General features: G+C 33.9%; 15 protein-coding genes. 10 read left to right on the plus strand and 5 right to left on the minus strand.

Going from position 1 to position 15,727, the window contains the following annotated elements; genetic code table 11:
- Positions 1-10 precede the first annotated feature (10 nt).
- The gene (locus H8909_RS01280; protein ID WP_202985878.1) at positions 11-1,762 is read left to right on the plus strand and encodes an ABC transporter ATP-binding protein; all 1,752 of its coding nucleotides are present in this window, start codon (positions 11-13) and stop codon (positions 1,760-1,762) included.
- Positions 1,752-3,644, plus strand: a complete 1,893-nt coding sequence (locus H8909_RS01285) for an ABC transporter ATP-binding protein (protein WP_187011545.1) — start codon at positions 1,752-1,754, stop codon at positions 3,642-3,644. The genes H8909_RS01280 and H8909_RS01285 overlap by 11 nt, the downstream gene beginning before the upstream one ends.
- 126 nt (positions 3,645-3,770) lie before the next feature.
- Here H8909_RS01285 and H8909_RS01290 read toward each other — a convergent pair whose 3' ends face one another.
- From H8909_RS01290 to H8909_RS01300, 3 genes are all read right to left on the minus strand, one after another.
- Positions 3,771-3,920 (minus strand): hypothetical protein, encoded by a 150-nt coding sequence (locus tag H8909_RS01290; RefSeq protein ID WP_187011546.1) that lies wholly within the window; start codon positions 3,918-3,920, stop codon positions 3,771-3,773.
- 710 nt (positions 3,921-4,630) lie between these two features.
- Positions 4,631-5,236: a helix-turn-helix domain-containing protein gene (locus H8909_RS01295; protein ID WP_199410121.1), complete on the minus strand. Its 606-nt coding sequence runs from the start codon at positions 5,234-5,236 to the stop codon at positions 4,631-4,633.
- A gap of 139 nt (positions 5,237-5,375) precedes the next feature.
- Complete coding sequence (locus tag H8909_RS01300) at positions 5,376-5,753, minus strand: hypothetical protein (RefSeq protein WP_117460232.1); 378 nt, start codon at positions 5,751-5,753, stop codon at positions 5,376-5,378.
- 605 nt (positions 5,754-6,358) lie between these two features.
- Here H8909_RS01300 and H8909_RS01305 point away from each other — a divergent pair.
- From H8909_RS01305 to H8909_RS01315, 3 genes are all read left to right on the plus strand, one after another.
- Positions 6,359-6,790 carry a DUF6198 family protein gene (locus tag H8909_RS01305; RefSeq protein WP_187011547.1) on the plus strand — a complete coding sequence of 144 codons (432 nt, stop codon included), beginning with the start codon at positions 6,359-6,361 and terminating at the stop codon, positions 6,788-6,790.
- Positions 6,791-6,792: 2 nt separating this feature from the next.
- On the plus strand, positions 6,793-7,668 hold the full coding sequence (locus H8909_RS01310) for a DUF5131 family protein (protein WP_187011548.1): 876 nt from the start codon (positions 6,793-6,795) through the stop codon (positions 7,666-7,668).
- Between the two features lie 94 nt (positions 7,669-7,762).
- Positions 7,763-8,698: an Abi family protein gene (locus H8909_RS01315; RefSeq protein ID WP_187011549.1), complete on the plus strand. Its 936-nt coding sequence runs from the start codon at positions 7,763-7,765 to the stop codon at positions 8,696-8,698.
- A gap of 358 nt (positions 8,699-9,056) precedes the next feature.
- On the opposite strand, the gene H8909_RS01320 is transcribed toward H8909_RS01315, so the two are convergent.
- A complete protein-coding gene (locus H8909_RS01320; RefSeq protein WP_187011550.1) occupies positions 9,057-9,701 on the minus strand; it encodes a hypothetical protein in 645 nt (214 codons plus the stop codon).
- A 110-nt stretch (positions 9,702-9,811) separates the two neighbouring features.
- On the opposite strand from H8909_RS01320, the gene H8909_RS01325 reads away from it, so the two are divergent.
- From H8909_RS01325 to H8909_RS01345, 5 genes are all read left to right on the plus strand, one after another.
- Entirely contained in the window at positions 9,812-11,149 is a 1,338-nt protein-coding gene (locus tag H8909_RS01325; RefSeq protein ID WP_187011551.1) for an MATE family efflux transporter, read from the plus strand.
- 30 nt (positions 11,150-11,179) lie between these two features.
- On the plus strand, positions 11,180-11,671 hold the full coding sequence (gene lepB / locus H8909_RS01330; RefSeq protein ID WP_187011552.1) for a signal peptidase I: 492 nt from the start codon (positions 11,180-11,182) through the stop codon (positions 11,669-11,671).
- A 195-nt stretch (positions 11,672-11,866) separates the two neighbouring features.
- On the plus strand, positions 11,867-13,618 hold the full coding sequence (locus tag H8909_RS01335; RefSeq protein WP_117460203.1) for a phosphoenolpyruvate carboxykinase: 1,752 nt from the start codon (positions 11,867-11,869) through the stop codon (positions 13,616-13,618).
- A 114-nt stretch (positions 13,619-13,732) separates the two neighbouring features.
- Positions 13,733-14,491: an SDR family NAD(P)-dependent oxidoreductase gene (locus H8909_RS01340; RefSeq protein ID WP_187011553.1), complete on the plus strand. Its 759-nt coding sequence runs from the start codon at positions 13,733-13,735 to the stop codon at positions 14,489-14,491.
- Between the two features lie 124 nt (positions 14,492-14,615).
- Positions 14,616-15,029, plus strand: coding sequence for a hypothetical protein (locus H8909_RS01345; RefSeq protein ID WP_187011554.1), 414 nt, complete (start codon positions 14,616-14,618; stop codon positions 15,027-15,029).
- A gap of 12 nt (positions 15,030-15,041) precedes the next feature.
- Here the strand turns inward: H8909_RS01345 and H8909_RS01350 are convergent, their stop codons facing one another.
- Entirely contained in the window at positions 15,042-15,725 is a 684-nt protein-coding gene (locus tag H8909_RS01350; protein WP_187011555.1) for a hypothetical protein, read from the minus strand.
- Positions 15,726-15,727 lie beyond the last annotated feature (2 nt).

Consider the following 15,727-nt stretch of genomic DNA (forward strand, 5'->3'; position numbering starts at 1 on the left):
GGGAAATAATATGAATATAATTCGTGTGCTTAAGAAAAGTATTCGTGAATACAAGAGAGATTCAATTTTGACACCTATTCTTGTAGCATTTGAGGCATTAGTAGAATGTATTATTCCATTAATGGTCGCAAATCTAGTCAATAGAATGCAGAATGGGTGTGATCTCTCTGTTATTATGAAATATGGTGTGATACTTATTATCATGGCCTGTTTCTCACTCCTATTTGGGGCTCTTGCAGGTATTAAAGCAGCTAATGCTTCAGCTGGTTTTGGTAAGAACTTACGTAAAGACTTGTTTGTTGCAGTTCAGAACTTCTCATTTGAAAACATTGACCGTTTTAGTGCATCTTCACTTGTAACTCGTATGACAACTGATGTCACTAACGTTCAGATGGCTTATATGATGATTATTCGTACAGTTGTACGTGCTCCACTTATGTTGATCTTCTCATTGGTCATGGGATTTATTATGGGTGGTCGACTTGCGTTGATCTTCTTATTTACTATTCCAGTACTTGGGATTGGTTTAGGACTTGTTATTAAGAAGACAATGCCTTTATTTAGAAAAGTATTTAAGAAATACGATAACTTAAATAATTCAGTACAGGAAAATATCAACGGTATTAGAGTTGTAAAATCATTTGTACGTGAAGACTTTGAAAAGAAGAAATTCAATGAAGCTGCAGAAGATGTTTGTGGTGATTTCACAAGAGCTGAAAAGATTCTTGCATTAAATAACCCAATGATGCAGTTCTGTCTTTATGTTGTAATGATCTTCGTACTTACTTTTGGTTCTTATTTGGTTGTTAATTTTGGTGGAGCTATTATTCAGGTTGGACAGTTGTCTTCATTACTTACTTATAGTTTCCAGATTCTTATGAGCTTGATGATGTTATCAATGATCTTTGTAATGGTGACTATCTCTATTGAATCATGTGAACGTATTGTTGCTGTATTAGAAGAACAGCGTACAATTTCAAATCCAGAGAAACCTATTTATGAAGTAAATGATGGTTCTATTGATTTTGATAATGTATCATTTAAATATTCTAAGCGTGCTGATCGTTATGCTCTTGAAAATATTAATCTACACATTAAATCAGGACAGACTATTGGTATTTTAGGAGGTACTGGTTCTTCTAAAACATCACTTGTTAACCTTATTTCACGTCTATATGATGTGACTGAAGGTGAAGTGAAAGTGGCTGGTGTAGATGTAAGAGATTATGACTTAGTCACTTTAAGAGATGCAGTTTCTGTTGTATTACAGAAGAATGTTTTATTCTCTGGCTCTATTAAAGAAAACTTACGCTGGGGTAATAAAGATGCCACAGATGAAGAAATAGAAGAAGCATGTCATCTTGCTTGTGCAGATGAATTTATTGAACAGTTCCCAGATAAATATGATACACATATTGAACAGGGTGGTACTAACGTGTCTGGTGGACAGAAACAGAGATTATGTATTGCTCGTGCATTGCTTAAGAAACCTAAAATTTTAATTCTTGATGACTCTACAAGTGCTGTAGATACTAAAACAGATGCTATTATTAGAGCAGGATTCAAGAAGTTTATTCCTGAAACTACAAAAATCATCATTGCACAGAGAGTTTCAAGTGTACAGGATGCAGATCAGATCATTATCATGAATAATGGTTCTATTGAAGCAATCGGTACTCATGATGAACTTCTTGCATCAAATCCAATTTATCAGGAAGTATACTATTCACAAAACAAGGGAGGTGAACAGGATGAAAAATAATCGTGGTAATAAGAAGAACACATTTACACGTCTCATTAAAACACTCTTTGAATTCTATCCTGTTCTTCTACCTATTATTATTGCATTAATTCTATTTAATTCTGTTGTCAGCTCTATTCCATCTGTTTTTATGCAGAATATCATTGCTGTTATTGAGAAATACTGGCGTACTAAGAACTGGGCACAGGCACAGGTCGAAGTATTTTCATTTGTTTCAATTCTTGCAATCCTCTATATTCTTTCATTAATTGCATCATTTACATACAACCGTTTAATGGCTGTCGTGACTCAAGGTTCTTTAATGAAATTCAGAGAAAAGATGTTTGCAAGAATGGAAAGTCTACCTATCCGTTATTTTGATACAAATGCACATGGTGATATCATGTCTATTTATACAAATGATACGGATACATTAAGACAGCTTATTTCTCAGTCATTACCTGCATTAATGCAGACTTCTATTGTACTTCTAACTGTATTTTGCATCATGATTTACTATAGCTTCTGGTTGACTGGGGTTGTATTAATTGGCTGTGTCATCATGTTCTTTATTACTAAGAATTTTGGTTCTAAGAGTTCAAGATTCTTTATTAAACAGCAGCAGACTCTTGGTGCAACTGAAGGTTATATTGAAGAAATGATGAATGGGCAGAAGGTTATCAAAGTATTTAACCATGAAGAAGATGCGATTGCAGGGTTTGATAAAGTAAACAATGCCTGGTTTGAAGCATCTAGAAAAGCCAATACATTTGCGAATATCTTGATGCCTGTTCTTCATAACATGGGTAATATTCTTTATGTATTAATTGCCTTAACAGGAGGTGTTCTTCTTTATCTAAAGACACCAAATGTATCTTTATCTGGTATGGCACTTAATATTTCTATCGTTGTTCCATTCTTGAATATGACTAAGCAGTTCACTGGTCAGATTGGTCAGATTTCTCAGCAGATCAACTCTGTTGTTATGGGTCTAGCAGGGGCTAGTCGTATCTTTGGATTATTAGATGAAGAACCTGAATTTGATGAAGGTTATGTTACTTTAGTGAATGCTAAAGAAGAAAATGGTGAATTAGTAGAAACAACTGAACGTACTGAAATGTGGGCATGGAAACATCCACATGAAGATGGTACTGTGACTTATACAAGACTTGAAGGCGATGTAGAAATGCATGATGTAGATTTCGCTTATAATCCTAATAAGATGATTCTTCATAACATTACATTATATGCAAAGCCTGGTCAGAAAGTAGCCTTTGTAGGGGCCACTGGTGCTGGTAAGACAACTATTACTAACTTAATTAATAGATTCTATGATATTGAAGACGGTAAGATCAGATATGATGGTATCAACATTAATAAGATCAAAAAGCCTGATTTAAGAAGATCACTTGGTATTATCTTACAGGATACAAACCTCTTTACTGGTACAGTTATGGATAATATCCGTTATGGTTATCTAGAAGCAACTGATGAACAATGTATTGAAGCTGCAAAGCTTGCTGGTGCTGATGACTTCATTACTCGTCTACCAGATGGTTATAACACAATGTTGACTGGTAATGGGGCAAGTTTATCACAAGGTCAGAGACAGCTTATTGCGATTGCAAGAGCTGCTGTGGCAGATCCACCTGTTATGATCATGGATGAAGCAACATCATCTATTGATACACGTACAGAAGCGATTGTACAGAAAGGTATGGATGCCTTAATGAAGGGACGTACTGTATTTGTTATTGCACATAGATTGTCTACTGTACAGAATTCTGATGTTATTATGGTATTAGATCATGGTCATATTATTGAACGTGGTTCTCATGAGGACTTAATTAAACAGAAAGGTCAGTATTATCAGTTATATACTGGAGCATTTGAATTAGAATAAAATGAGCATGCCTAGATGGCATGCTTTTTGAGTACGTCTAGTATATTATGAATGATTTGATGAGCATCTTCATGATAGTAGAGATACAATGAAGAAGTCTTATTTGTAAGAGAAGAAGATAAGTACTTACAATAAGGACTCTGGTCCATAACCTTCTTTCATACAGGCTTTTAAAAGTAACTGTTCTATTTCTGTATCTATATTCTTATACTCTGTAGATGTATCATAGAGTAATGGTAGTGAATCTAAAGAAGTATCTTTATGATAATACTTCATAAGAGGATAGGTTTTTAATAAAAGAGATGGGCCTTTTAGGGCATTTATTTTCCATCATGATAATAAGATCCAGCTCTCTCTCATTAAACATTTGAATAAGCTCTATTCGTCTATAAGCACGATACTTTAATTACGTTTTACCTCATGTTTTTTATGGTTTTCTCTCCAAAATACAGTGAAAAGCGGTTGAATTGCACCACCTATTTTGATTTGCCTGATTTCTTGGCACCGTTTTGGCACCGGAGAATACTCAAACCGATTCTCTTCTGTAGATACTAGATGTTTCTCTACCAACTTTATATTGCACCGGTAATTTTTAACTGTTACAATCGAAACATGGGTGCTACCCTAACCGTAGGCGGTTAGTCCTTCTCCAGAGGGACTGTGACCCTCTGATTACATAGAAACCTGTAAAGGAATCCAGTGGAAAGGAGGGTTAAGCCAATGAGTATTATTGACTCCATAGCAGTAGTATGCTTCGGCTTAACCTGCTTTAGTATCGGATATACATTAGGTAAAGATAATCATAAACCACAAAAATAACCGCCCTGGTCTGGTAAACTAAGCGGTTATCTTTGATGATATTCTAAATAGTAAAATGGGCTAACCGTCTATTGGTAGCACTCTTTTTCTATAATCATATTAGCACGCATCTGTGAAAATATCAAAAAGTTCTTTTTCCATAGTATGTAATACGAATTTGAAAATACTTATAAGCCGAAAAAATACACCAGTACCAGTTTGATCACAGCAGCTACACCAAAAGCTACAACTGCAGTTACAACAAATTGCATAGTTTTTGGGAAATTTTCGAATACAAAAACTTTTCTACTCTTGCTCCGCACCTTGCTTAAAGATCCTGTCGTAAATGCAGCCATCATTATGACTGACACAGATACCAAGGTCTCACAATAGCTGGCAAGCTTTCCTAACACATCATTATACATGTATGCACCTGTTTCATGCAGAATCCAGTATAGAACCAATGCACAAACTCCCATGACACTTTGGAGCTTCATTTCCTTAAAAATCTTCTCTTTCTCTGTAGTTGCATAATCAGCCATTGTTTTAGCAATTTTTCTTTCTTCTTCGTTCATCATCTCGCTTTTCCTTTCTCCACTGATAATCTCAGGAATGCTGATATCATAATAATCTGCAATATCCACAAGAATACTGATATCCGGCATATTGTTTCCGGTTTCCCATCTGGATACGGTCCTTCCAGAGACATTTAATATTTCTGCCAATTGCTCCTGTGTAATGCCTTTTTCTTTGCGAAGTTTTTTTAAAAAATTCCCGATTTTTACTTGGTCCACCTCAACTCCTCCTTTCATCATCAAATATAGAAGCTGTTATCTGCAAATAACACGACACAAAGCGAGAAATGTCGTATTTTCACTAATAGACACAGTTGTCTATGCATTTTTTATTTTTTTCAATTATACAAACTGGAAGTTATCTCTTTATATTTTCGTCAGCATACGAATATACTTTATTCCAAAATGCGTCATAATCATTATTAATAGCAAGTTTTGAATAGCAAATATCTGCTTCCTCTTGTGAAGGTTTCTTTTCAAAAGTAATTAGTACTTCTGCTTCTTCCGTTAATCCCATATTAGTCAAAGCATCAATAATATTCCCATAAGATTTAAAATCTAAACCATTCATAGCTAATTCCGTGTCATAATCAATGACTGTTATGATATTTCTAATCCAAGATGGTAATTTATATAACTCACTTCTTACTTCTGGATATTCATAAATATCTGCCATTGCCTGAACAAAGTCCTCACCATTACTAATTTCTGATAATGCATCATCTATAAAACTCATCTACATTCGCCCCTCCGAAAAACCCCGATTTATCTCTTGCATTTTATCATATTCTATCCCAAAACTCTATTCTTAGATTGCCAAAGAGCAACCTTCCGAGTGCCCTTTCAGATTCTCATTCCGGTAACAAATATTTAATTGCACTCTGTCTGGATCAACATTTTCTGCTATAAAAGCTCGTCTGTTATGAGCCAGAGATCCTGTCCCGATCATACCACTGATTGTTCGTTTCATCGTTATATTCCTCACCCCGCTTACTAAAACAAGTGCCAGACATGGCACATAAATTTGTATCTTTGCCAGCTATGGTATAAAAAGAAATATTCGCCGGATACGGCGGTTTTGTTACTTTTGTCAAAAGTAACGCAAAAGCACTTTCGACAGACGTACCATCCATCAAAAGTACCCTTGCGCCCCCAGGGGTACAGAGACCTTTACTCCGGTATCCTTGCCCGGATATATTCCAAATCACCACCATGCGGTGTCCCTACAAGATACCATTCTCTTGCAGAATTCATTTCCATTCTGAACCCATTCATCATCAAGCAACACTTCCTTATGCATTCAAAGAAATGACACCTATTTCATTTGGTGTAGCGAATATCATGTTATATATGGTTTTAGTTGTTGCTCAGCTATTGATAGAAAGAAAGTTGAAAATGGATATGTTACTAGAAGTCCCTTTCTCATTTATTATGGGATATATCTTAGATCTGTATCAAATCATTATTCCTGCATCTCCTGAATCTCTAGGATTACGTATAGTGATTTTACTTGCAGGTAATATATGTATAGCTTTTGGTGTCTATACAATGGTGCAGTCTCATTTAGTCTTAGCACCAGTAGATGGAGTGATCTTAAGTATTTTTAACCACTATAATAAGGCGTATTCCTTGTGTAAGAACTGTTTTGATATTACAATGATTGCAGCAACTATTATTCTCTGTTTAGTAACACGTTCACCACTCTATGGCATATGTGTAGGACGTATTATTAAATGGTTTGAAATAAAACAAGTAAGTTTGATAAGGAGTTAGTAATGCATGATATTTGGAATCCCTGGCATGGATGTGTAAAGTATTCAGAAGGGTGTATGAATTGTTATATGTATGTTTTGGATAAGATGAGAAATCAAGATGGTTCACATATATATAAGACCAATGATTTTGCATATCCACTCTCTAGAAATAGAGATGGTACATATAAGATACAAAGTGGAGAAAAGATAAGAGTCTGTATGACAAGTGATTTCTGTCTAGAAGAGGCAGATATATGGAGAGATGATGTCTGGTCAATGATCAGAAGAAGACAGGATGTAATCTTTTATATACTTACTAAAAGAGCAGAAAGACTCAAAGAATGCTTACCAGATAACTGGGGTGATGGATACGAGAATGTAATACTTAATGTTACATGTGAGAATCAGAAACGTGCTGATGAACGTATACCTATTCTATTAGATATTCCTGCTAAACATAAAGGAGTGATGTTAGCACCTCTTATTGGTCCTATTGATTTAGAAAAGTATTTAGATGGACGCATAGAAGAAGTGACATGCGGTGGAGAGAATTATGGTGGTACAAGAGCATGTGACTTCGATTGGATTAAATCTTTACATAATCAATGTGTGAATAAGAATACAACATTCACTTTTATTGAGACAGGATCTCATTTTGTGAAGGATGGTATTCATTATCGAGTGAAAGGGAAAGTAGCTCAGACAAGAATAGCCTATCGTTCTAGAATGAATTATCAAGGAAAGAAACCTATATATCATCTTTATGATTTCTTTGATAATGAATTAAGAGAAGATCAATTGTATAAAAGAGAATTCAGTGAACATTGTATAGAATGTGCATCAAAACCTATATGTAATGGATGTGCAAGAAGATTTGGATGTAAACAATGTCTTTGATAATGAGAAAAAAGTAGTTTTAAATAGTATGAATAAGTAGAAGACTATAAGAGTAATCTTATAGTTTTTTTGATACGTTTAAAGGAGACTGATGATGGAAAATGATAAACCAAGATTATCTCTAGATGAACAGATTCAACATTTGAAAGACAAGGGAATACTTTTCAATATCATGGATGAGGAATCAGCCAAACAATATCTCAAGTACAACAATAATTATTATAAGCTGACTTCTTTTAGAAAAAATTATGATAAACATCCAGGTGGAAAAAATGAGGGAAAGTATATTAATTTGGAATTTGCGTATCTAGTAGATGTGTCAATCATTGATATGCGTCTTCGCTATAGAGTAGTAGAAATGGCTTTGGATATTGAACATCATACGAAGCTACAATTATTAAGGAAAATGGATGAGTATGATGAAGATGGTTATCAAATAGTCAAAGATTATATTGGTTCTTTGGATGACAGGCAAAAGAATTATTTTGAATCTGAGATTAATAGGAACAGAAGAGGTATCTATTGCAGGGATATTATTGAAAAATACGAAGGTAATTATCCTGTTTGGGCATTTATTGAAATAATATCGTTTGGGAAATTGGTTGGATTTTATCACTATTGTGCTAATCGTTTCTCTGATAAGGAAATGAAATATGATTATTATGGGTTGTTAACTTGTAAAAAAATTAGAAATGCATCAGCTCATAGTAATTGTATATTAAATGATTTGAGATCTCATACTGCAGAACATCGAACAAAGAAAGACATTACAGAAGAACTAATGAATATTCCGCATATGAATTCTAATTTCAGAAAGAATAGAATGAGTAACGAGAGAATTCAACAGATTATTACATTATTGTATATGCATAAGAAAATGGTAAGAAGTGAAGGAGTTGCCTTATATGAAAGTGGGGAATTGAAGAAATTAATAAGAAGGATTGATAGAAATTCTACCTATTATAAGACAAATAAATTAATCCAAGGAACTTTCAAATTTCTAGGATTAGTAGTTGACAGTTGGTTTTAGACAGTGTAACATTGCAGTAGATGAAAAAAGATATTCTTTTACAGTAGCGGCATTGTGCAAACGATGTTTGCTCGGGTTTTCTATTAAAAGACCTCTTCGGAGGTCTTTTTTGTACATGAAAAACACATGTTTCCATGTGTCTTGCTTAATAGTTGGATTGTAGTAAGTAAAAAGACGCTTCAAAATTCTCAGATCAGTCATTGACAGTTGGTTTTAGACAGTGTATCATCGTGACAGGTGGAAAAAGATATTCTTTTACAGTAGCGGCATTGTGCAAACGATGTTTGCTCGGGTTTTCTATTAATAGACCTCTTCGGAGGTCTTTTTTGTACATGAAAAACACATGTTACCATGTGTCTTACTTAATAGTTGGATTGTAGTAAGTAATATGATGCTTCTTACAATAAGCATTGATTGCAGCTCTCCAGTCAGTATTTTTAGTATACTCTACTAAATAAGTCGCAATACCTTTTTCCTGGCATGTACTTAAATATTTCTTTAAGCGTGTTGATACTTCAGTATCCTGTTTTACATACTTCTTCCCTTGTTTTTTAGTCATCATACTAGTCTGGTTTACACCTGCAACCATCTTAGAATTCTTATAAACAGTTTCTCTATAATCATAGGCATTATTCACAATAACCTTTAACTTATTCTGATTTGCTTCCTTGATAAGAGCATCTAATGCATCTGCATCATCAATCTTACTAATAAAGATACCATCAGCCTTTAAAGTTTCAGCTTTGTGATGTGGTTTCTTTAAACTCATATAGAAATAAATCTGTTTAGACTTCTTTCTTAAAACCTTCATATCTTCTGTAGTTAAACCTTTACTTCTCACTACAATAAGATCATAATGCTTTTTCATTTTAAGAAGCTCACCCTTTTTCTTTTTAGTAAGGACTGCATATGTACTCGCTTGTGATTTAACAGCTGTTTTAGAAGAACATCCAGTTAATACAAAGAAAGCACATAATATTAGTGTTAATATTTTTTTATACATTTTCTCATACCTCGCATCTCTTACATTATCACAATTTTTTCAGAAAGTGAACCTTGATTGTTTTAAGTGTGATGTAGTTCTATAATAAATAACCAAAAGGGGAGAATTTTATGACACAATATGAATCACAGTATGAGAGAATGATCAAGCAGCCAATCCCTTCTCTGATACTTACTCTCGCATTACCAACAACAATCTCAATGTTGGTTACTAATATCTATAACATGGCTGATACGTATTTTGTTTCTACAGTAGGGACAAGTGCAACAGGTGCAGTAGGGATTGTTTTTGGATTGATGGCGATATTACAAGCCTTTGGCTTTATGTTTGGACATGGAGCAGGCGCAAATATATCAAGAAGACTAGGGGCAAAAAGAGTAGAAGAAGCACGTATATTTGCATCTACAAGCTTTTTTGGCTCACTCTTTTTTGGTGCTTTAATTGCGGTACTAGGCCTTATATTCTTGAATCCACTTATGTATTTAATGGGTTCAACTTCTACTATATTACCTTATGCAAGAGCGTATGCCTTCTTTATTTTGATTGCAGCACCTGCTATGACTTCATCATGTGTGATGAATAATATACTAAGATATGAAGGACAAGCATCACTTGCAATGATTGGACTCACATCCGGTTCTATTATTAATATCTTTGGTGATTATATTTTTATGCGAATATTTCATATGGGTGTCACAGGTGCAGGACTCTCTACTGCCCTGTCTCAATATATCAGTGCATTCATTCTCTATTCTATGTATCACAAAGGAAAGACACAAAGCTGCTTTAAATGGCAATATGTAAGTTTAGAAAAATATGTTATAGGAAGTATTGTTGCGGTAGGATTCCCATCACTCTGTCGTCAGGGATTAAATAGTATCAGTGTGATGACTCTTAACTTTGCGGCAGGAATCTATGGAGATGAAGCGATTGCGGCAATGAGTGTTGTGAGTCGTATATCCAATCTCATCTTCTCGGTAGGAGTAGGAATAGGTCAGGGTTTCCAGCCAGTATCAGCATTTAGCTATGGTGCTAAACGATATGACCGTTTGAAACAGGCATTTATCTTCACTGTGACTCTTTCTACTATTCTATTAAGTATTATTAGTGTCATCTGTTTATGCTTCACAAAACCGCTTCTCTTACTCTTTACACAGGATAGTCAAGTACTCTCTATTGCGCAGCTTGCGATGAAATTTGAATGTATTGCGATATTCTTTATGGCTATTAGTATCGGCGCAAATATGTTATTCCAAAGTATTGGTAGAAGTGTCATAGCGACATTCCTAGCTGCTTTAAGAAGTGGTTTGGCTTTTATCCCACTAGTAATCGTGTTACCTCATATATGGGGTGTTACAGGTCTTTCCTTAGCTCAGCCTATATCTGATTTATGCGCAAGTATTATTCCTATTCCTTTTATTTTTAGTTTATTCAAGGAATTATCTTAAAATTATGATATAATCGTTTCGGTGATTAAAATGAAAAATATGAAACAAACAATATTAGAATATGTAAAAGTTATTCTTGTGACAGTGATTCTTACATATGGTTTCTTATTCTTTGTCCAGATTTCTCATGTAGAAGGACAATCTATGGAACCTAATTATCATGAAGGGAACATTGTCTTAGTTAATAAGCAGTTCTATCATTATGATGATGTAAAATATGGTGATGTTATCATTGCGAAATGTAATATATTAGGACAGCAGAGACAGATCATTAAAAGAGTCATTGGCAAGCAGGGTGATACAATAGAATGTATTGATCATGAACTCTACCGTAATGGTAAGAAAGTCAATGAAACATATATAAACGAACAAATGACAGACACTAACTGGACTTATACAGTTCCTAAAGGTGATGTCTTTATTATGGGGGATAATAGAAACCATTCTACAGATTCCCGTTATATAGGTGCTGTTTCTTTTAAGAAAGAAATAGTTGGTAAAGTATTCTTTAAGGCCTTCTAGTAAAGGTCTTTTTTATGTTACATATTAGATTTAACTAACTTAGCAAGCGAAAAATTGGAATTTACTAAATTCCATAAATAATAACGCTTACATATGATAATTACAAAATTAGGCTTTGCATATTGTAAATTTCTCTGTTATTATGGGGTTAAAGTAGATAGGAGCTAACATAATCTATTTAGAAAGGATGAAAAAATGGCTAAGAAATTCGAAATTACTAGAGGTAATGCAATCTTAAACTTCTCTGAAGAATTCTGTCAGAGTAGATGTGAATTAGTGGAAAGTGAATCTTTCTCTAAAGTATTGGAGAAATTCATTAAGAATCAGCGCAGATTAGAAACACAGTTATATATTTATTTACATGAACGCAATGCGGATGATTTCTTCTTATTAGGAGATTTAAGAAGCATTTTCAAGTTATTACTTGTACTTGATGCAGAACAGGTTTGTGCATTAAGACCAGAATATGCAGTGTATTTTGAAGATCGTGATATGTTCGTAAAGTTAATTGAAGACATTTATTTATACTGGAGAAAACTTCAGAGATATGCAATTGTTTTCAATGACTCAAAGAAATCAGGTTACCAGAGTGTACAGTTCGCTGACGCTCAGGAAGAGTTTGAAAAACTTGTATTAGAAGTATATCGTTCAATGCAGAGAGCTGTAGGTAAGAACGATAAGGTATTAAGACAGATTACAGCAGGTGTGAATGCTGGTTTAACTGTTACTCACTTAACTACAGGTTTACCTGATGATTATGAATGTTTAAAGGATGTTCCATTCATTGAACAGGTTGTTATTCATCCACCATTTATCACTTATTCTAAGAGAAATAAAAGAGATGGTGTATTCCCAGAAAGTAGAACAAATCCAGTTACTGATTTAACATTTAATCCTGATCAGTGGTTATGTTACCCTGCAAAGGTTGGTAAGTTATTATGTTTCGTTTACTTCAATACTAAGTTCATGGCACAGGGTGTTACTTTATGTAACTTATTTGAACTTGCTGATGAATCAGAATATAGACATAATAAACCAGATCTAGTATATGTATATGGTTATGAAGACGGTAAGAAGGATCAGTCATTCTTCCAGGATGACAAGAACGATATGATGGTTGCTAAACTATCAGCAAGTGATGAATTCGATTACTTCGGATATATGAAGAAGATGTGTTTAACACTTCACAACGTATCTAACATCAACCACCACAAATTACCTATCCATGGTGCTATGATCCAGATGAAGTTACATGATGGTTCTGAAAAGAATATCGTCGTAATGGGTGACTCTGGTGCTGGTAAATCAGAAACTATTGAACAAATCAAGGCTTATGGTGAAGCTTATATCGAAGATATCAAGACTATCTATGATGATATGGGTTGCTTATCATTAGTTGACGGTAAAGTAAAGACTTCAGGTACAGAAGTTGGTGCCTTCGTTCGTCTTGATGACTTAGATGCTGGTTACAGCTTTAAGGAATTAGATAGATCTGTATTCATGAACCCAGATAAGGTCAATGCACGTATCGTAATTCCTATTACTGATTATAAGGATGTTATCGCTGATCATGATGTAGATATCTTCTTATATGCTAATAACTATGAAGCTGAAGGTGAAGCCTTAGAATTCTTTGATAATGAAGAAGATGCATTAAAGGTATTCAGAGCTGGTAACCGTATGGCTAAGGGTACTACTACTGAATATGGTTTAGTTGGCTCTTATTTCGCAAACCCATTTGGTCCAGTTCAGAGAAAAGAACAGACAGAACCATTATTACAGGAATTCTTCCATAAGATGTTTGAACAGGGTGTACAGGTTGGTGTACTTCGTACAAGACTTGGTATTAAGGGTAAGGAGTATGATGGTCCTAGAACTGCTGCAAAGACTATCTTACACTATGTAACTGGTGATGATGATCTTAAGGAATTACCAGAAGAACAGTAATAGCTCAAACACTTCAAGATTATTCTTGAGGTGTTTTTTTATACAATAATTTGATTGTTATCTCTATGAATACGCTTACAGTTATGATACTATTGATATCAAGGAGGCTCGGATATGGGTAAATTAGATAATAAAGTCGCTATCGTTACAGGCGGTAACGCAGGTGTTGGTAAAGCTATTGCAAAATTATTTGCAAGTGAAGGTGCAAAGGTTGTTATTTCAGCAAGAAGAAAAGAAGTATTAGAAGAAGTAGGTAAAGAAATTGAAGAAGCAGGAGGTACTGTTTTATGTGTACCTACTGATATTTCTAAGATTGATGATGTAAAGAATCTAGTTTCTAAAACTGTAGAAACATTTGGTAAAGTAGATGTATTAGTGAATAATGCAGGTGTACTTGATAAAGGATTAAATGCGATTAATCGTATTGATTATGATGACTTAAATAGAGTTATTGATATTAACCAGAAGGGTACAATGTATTGTATGTCTGAAGCATTAAAGGTTATGACAAGTGGTGCTTCTATTGTAAATATTGCAAGTGTTGCAGGTCAGTTTGGTGCTGGAGGAGCAGTTTATGTTTCTACTAAAGCAGCTATTATTGGTGTCACTAAACATACTGCAATGCGTTTTGCGAAAGAAAATGTTCGTTGTAATGTGATTTGTCCTGGTAGTATTACTACAGATATGGCAGCAGGTTTAACACCTGATACAATGGATATGAAGATGATGGGGGCTATGAGTGCTCATAGTGATTTATCCCTTAAACCATGTAGTCCAGAAGATGTTGCAAGAGTCACTCTTTTCTTAGCAAGTGATGATGCAGCACCTATTACAGGACAGGTTGTAGTCACTGATTATGGTGTAGACTTATAATAGAGTGCAGCTTAGGCTGCACTTTTTCAATGTCTTTTATGCAGAAAAATGTGTCTCTTGTGCAAGAATTATAGTCAGTGAATCATATCTCATATAGAGTTGAAGTATGGAAAGGAGTGAAATGATGAAACTCAAGAAAATACTAATCATTCTTATGACACTTATTGTTGTTGTGGTTGTCTCTACGCTTCTTTATTATAAGAATATGAATTTTATATCTGAAAACTGGAATATCGACTTCCCTTCAGAAAATACAATTGTATATCAAGTAAAACCATCTCCTTCATTTACTAATGATGGAATATATTATGAGGTACAGGAAGTTAAAAACAAAAATCTTCCCATTACATTGAATAATAAGAAGAATAATGAAATAGAAGAAGAATTCAATAAATATATCATAGAAGCAAAAGTATCACAAAAGCAGTTGCCAGACTTCACTCAGGATTATAAGTATTATAAGAAAAGTGATGTAGGAAGATCACTGATTGTAGTAGCTCAGGATCATAAGCTATATATTGCATCCTATAACCTATAAGAAAGCGCCTCGTTAATGAGGCGTTTTTAAGCGGATGTTTTTAGTTTTGTCATTACAATTTATAATGAATTGATTATCTTTAACCTTTAATCTTATTTCTGTATGATCTGTTACATGTTCTCTAATGAATATTTCCATCTGTTCAATAATATTTGCATCATCCAAACGAGTATCAACAGGAATCATGACTATCATCTTAATATCATAATCTTTCAAACTCTGCATAAGAATAGTTAATCTATGATCAAAGATAGGATTATTAGTATGAGATACAAATTGTTTATTCATTAAATCATCTATTTCTTTCTCAATAAACTGATGTGTCTCTTCATCAGAAATTACATGATCAAGCTTTCTTAATACATAAAGCATACGATGTTCTTTCTTTAGTAAAGAATTATATATATGATTGATTCGATCATTATTTTCTCTTTGTATTCTTAACTTCTCTTTTTCTAAGTAATTCTGTCTATATTGGAAGAATAGAAAAAGAAATAATAAACTTAATACAAATACTAATACAGTCATTAAGATGATTGTAGATTGCGATAGCTTAATAAAAGAAAGAGCTTGCATGAGTAAACAGATTAATATAAGTAATATAATCCCAATAAGGCCAAAGGTCTTATTCTCTTCAAGGAAGGAAAGATTATTTCTATTATATTTTAATATCTTTAATAACCCTAAGGAAATCATAC

Source organism: Catenibacterium faecis (assembly GCF_014306455.1).
Taxonomy (GTDB): Bacteria; Bacillota_I; Bacilli_A; order Erysipelotrichales; family Coprobacillaceae; genus Catenibacterium; species Catenibacterium mitsuoka_A.

What these genes read in the sequence shown, in the direction of transcription:
- H8909_RS01280 (WP_202985878.1), top strand. Translation starts at nt 11, where the DNA reads ATGAATATAATTCGTGTGCTTAAGAAAAGTATTCGTGAATACAAGAGA.
- H8909_RS01285 (WP_187011545.1), top strand. Translation starts at nt 1,752, where the DNA reads ATGAAAAATAATCGTGGTAATAAGAAGAACACATTTACACGTCTCATT.
- H8909_RS01290 (WP_187011546.1), bottom strand. Translation starts at nt 3,920, where the DNA reads ATGAAGTATTATCATAAAGATACTTCTTTAGATTCACTACCATTACTC.
- H8909_RS01300 (WP_117460232.1), bottom strand. Translation starts at nt 5,753, where the DNA reads ATGAGTTTTATAGATGATGCATTATCAGAAATTAGTAATGGTGAGGAC.
- H8909_RS01305 (WP_187011547.1), top strand. Translation starts at nt 6,359, where the DNA reads ATGTTATATATGGTTTTAGTTGTTGCTCAGCTATTGATAGAAAGAAAG.
- H8909_RS01310 (WP_187011548.1), top strand. Translation starts at nt 6,793, where the DNA reads ATGCATGATATTTGGAATCCCTGGCATGGATGTGTAAAGTATTCAGAA.
- H8909_RS01315 (WP_187011549.1), top strand. Translation starts at nt 7,763, where the DNA reads ATGGAAAATGATAAACCAAGATTATCTCTAGATGAACAGATTCAACAT.
- H8909_RS01320 (WP_187011550.1), bottom strand. Translation starts at nt 9,701, where the DNA reads ATGTATAAAAAAATATTAACACTAATATTATGTGCTTTCTTTGTATTA.
- H8909_RS01325 (WP_187011551.1), top strand. Translation starts at nt 9,812, where the DNA reads ATGACACAATATGAATCACAGTATGAGAGAATGATCAAGCAGCCAATC.
- lepB (WP_187011552.1), top strand. Translation starts at nt 11,180, where the DNA reads ATGAAAAATATGAAACAAACAATATTAGAATATGTAAAAGTTATTCTT.
- H8909_RS01335 (WP_117460203.1), top strand. Translation starts at nt 11,867, where the DNA reads ATGGCTAAGAAATTCGAAATTACTAGAGGTAATGCAATCTTAAACTTC.
- H8909_RS01340 (WP_187011553.1), top strand. Translation starts at nt 13,733, where the DNA reads ATGGGTAAATTAGATAATAAAGTCGCTATCGTTACAGGCGGTAACGCA.
- H8909_RS01345 (WP_187011554.1), top strand. Translation starts at nt 14,616, where the DNA reads ATGAAACTCAAGAAAATACTAATCATTCTTATGACACTTATTGTTGTT.
- H8909_RS01350 (WP_187011555.1), bottom strand. Translation starts at nt 15,725, where the DNA reads ATGATTTCCTTAGGGTTATTAAAGATATTAAAATATAATAGAAATAAT.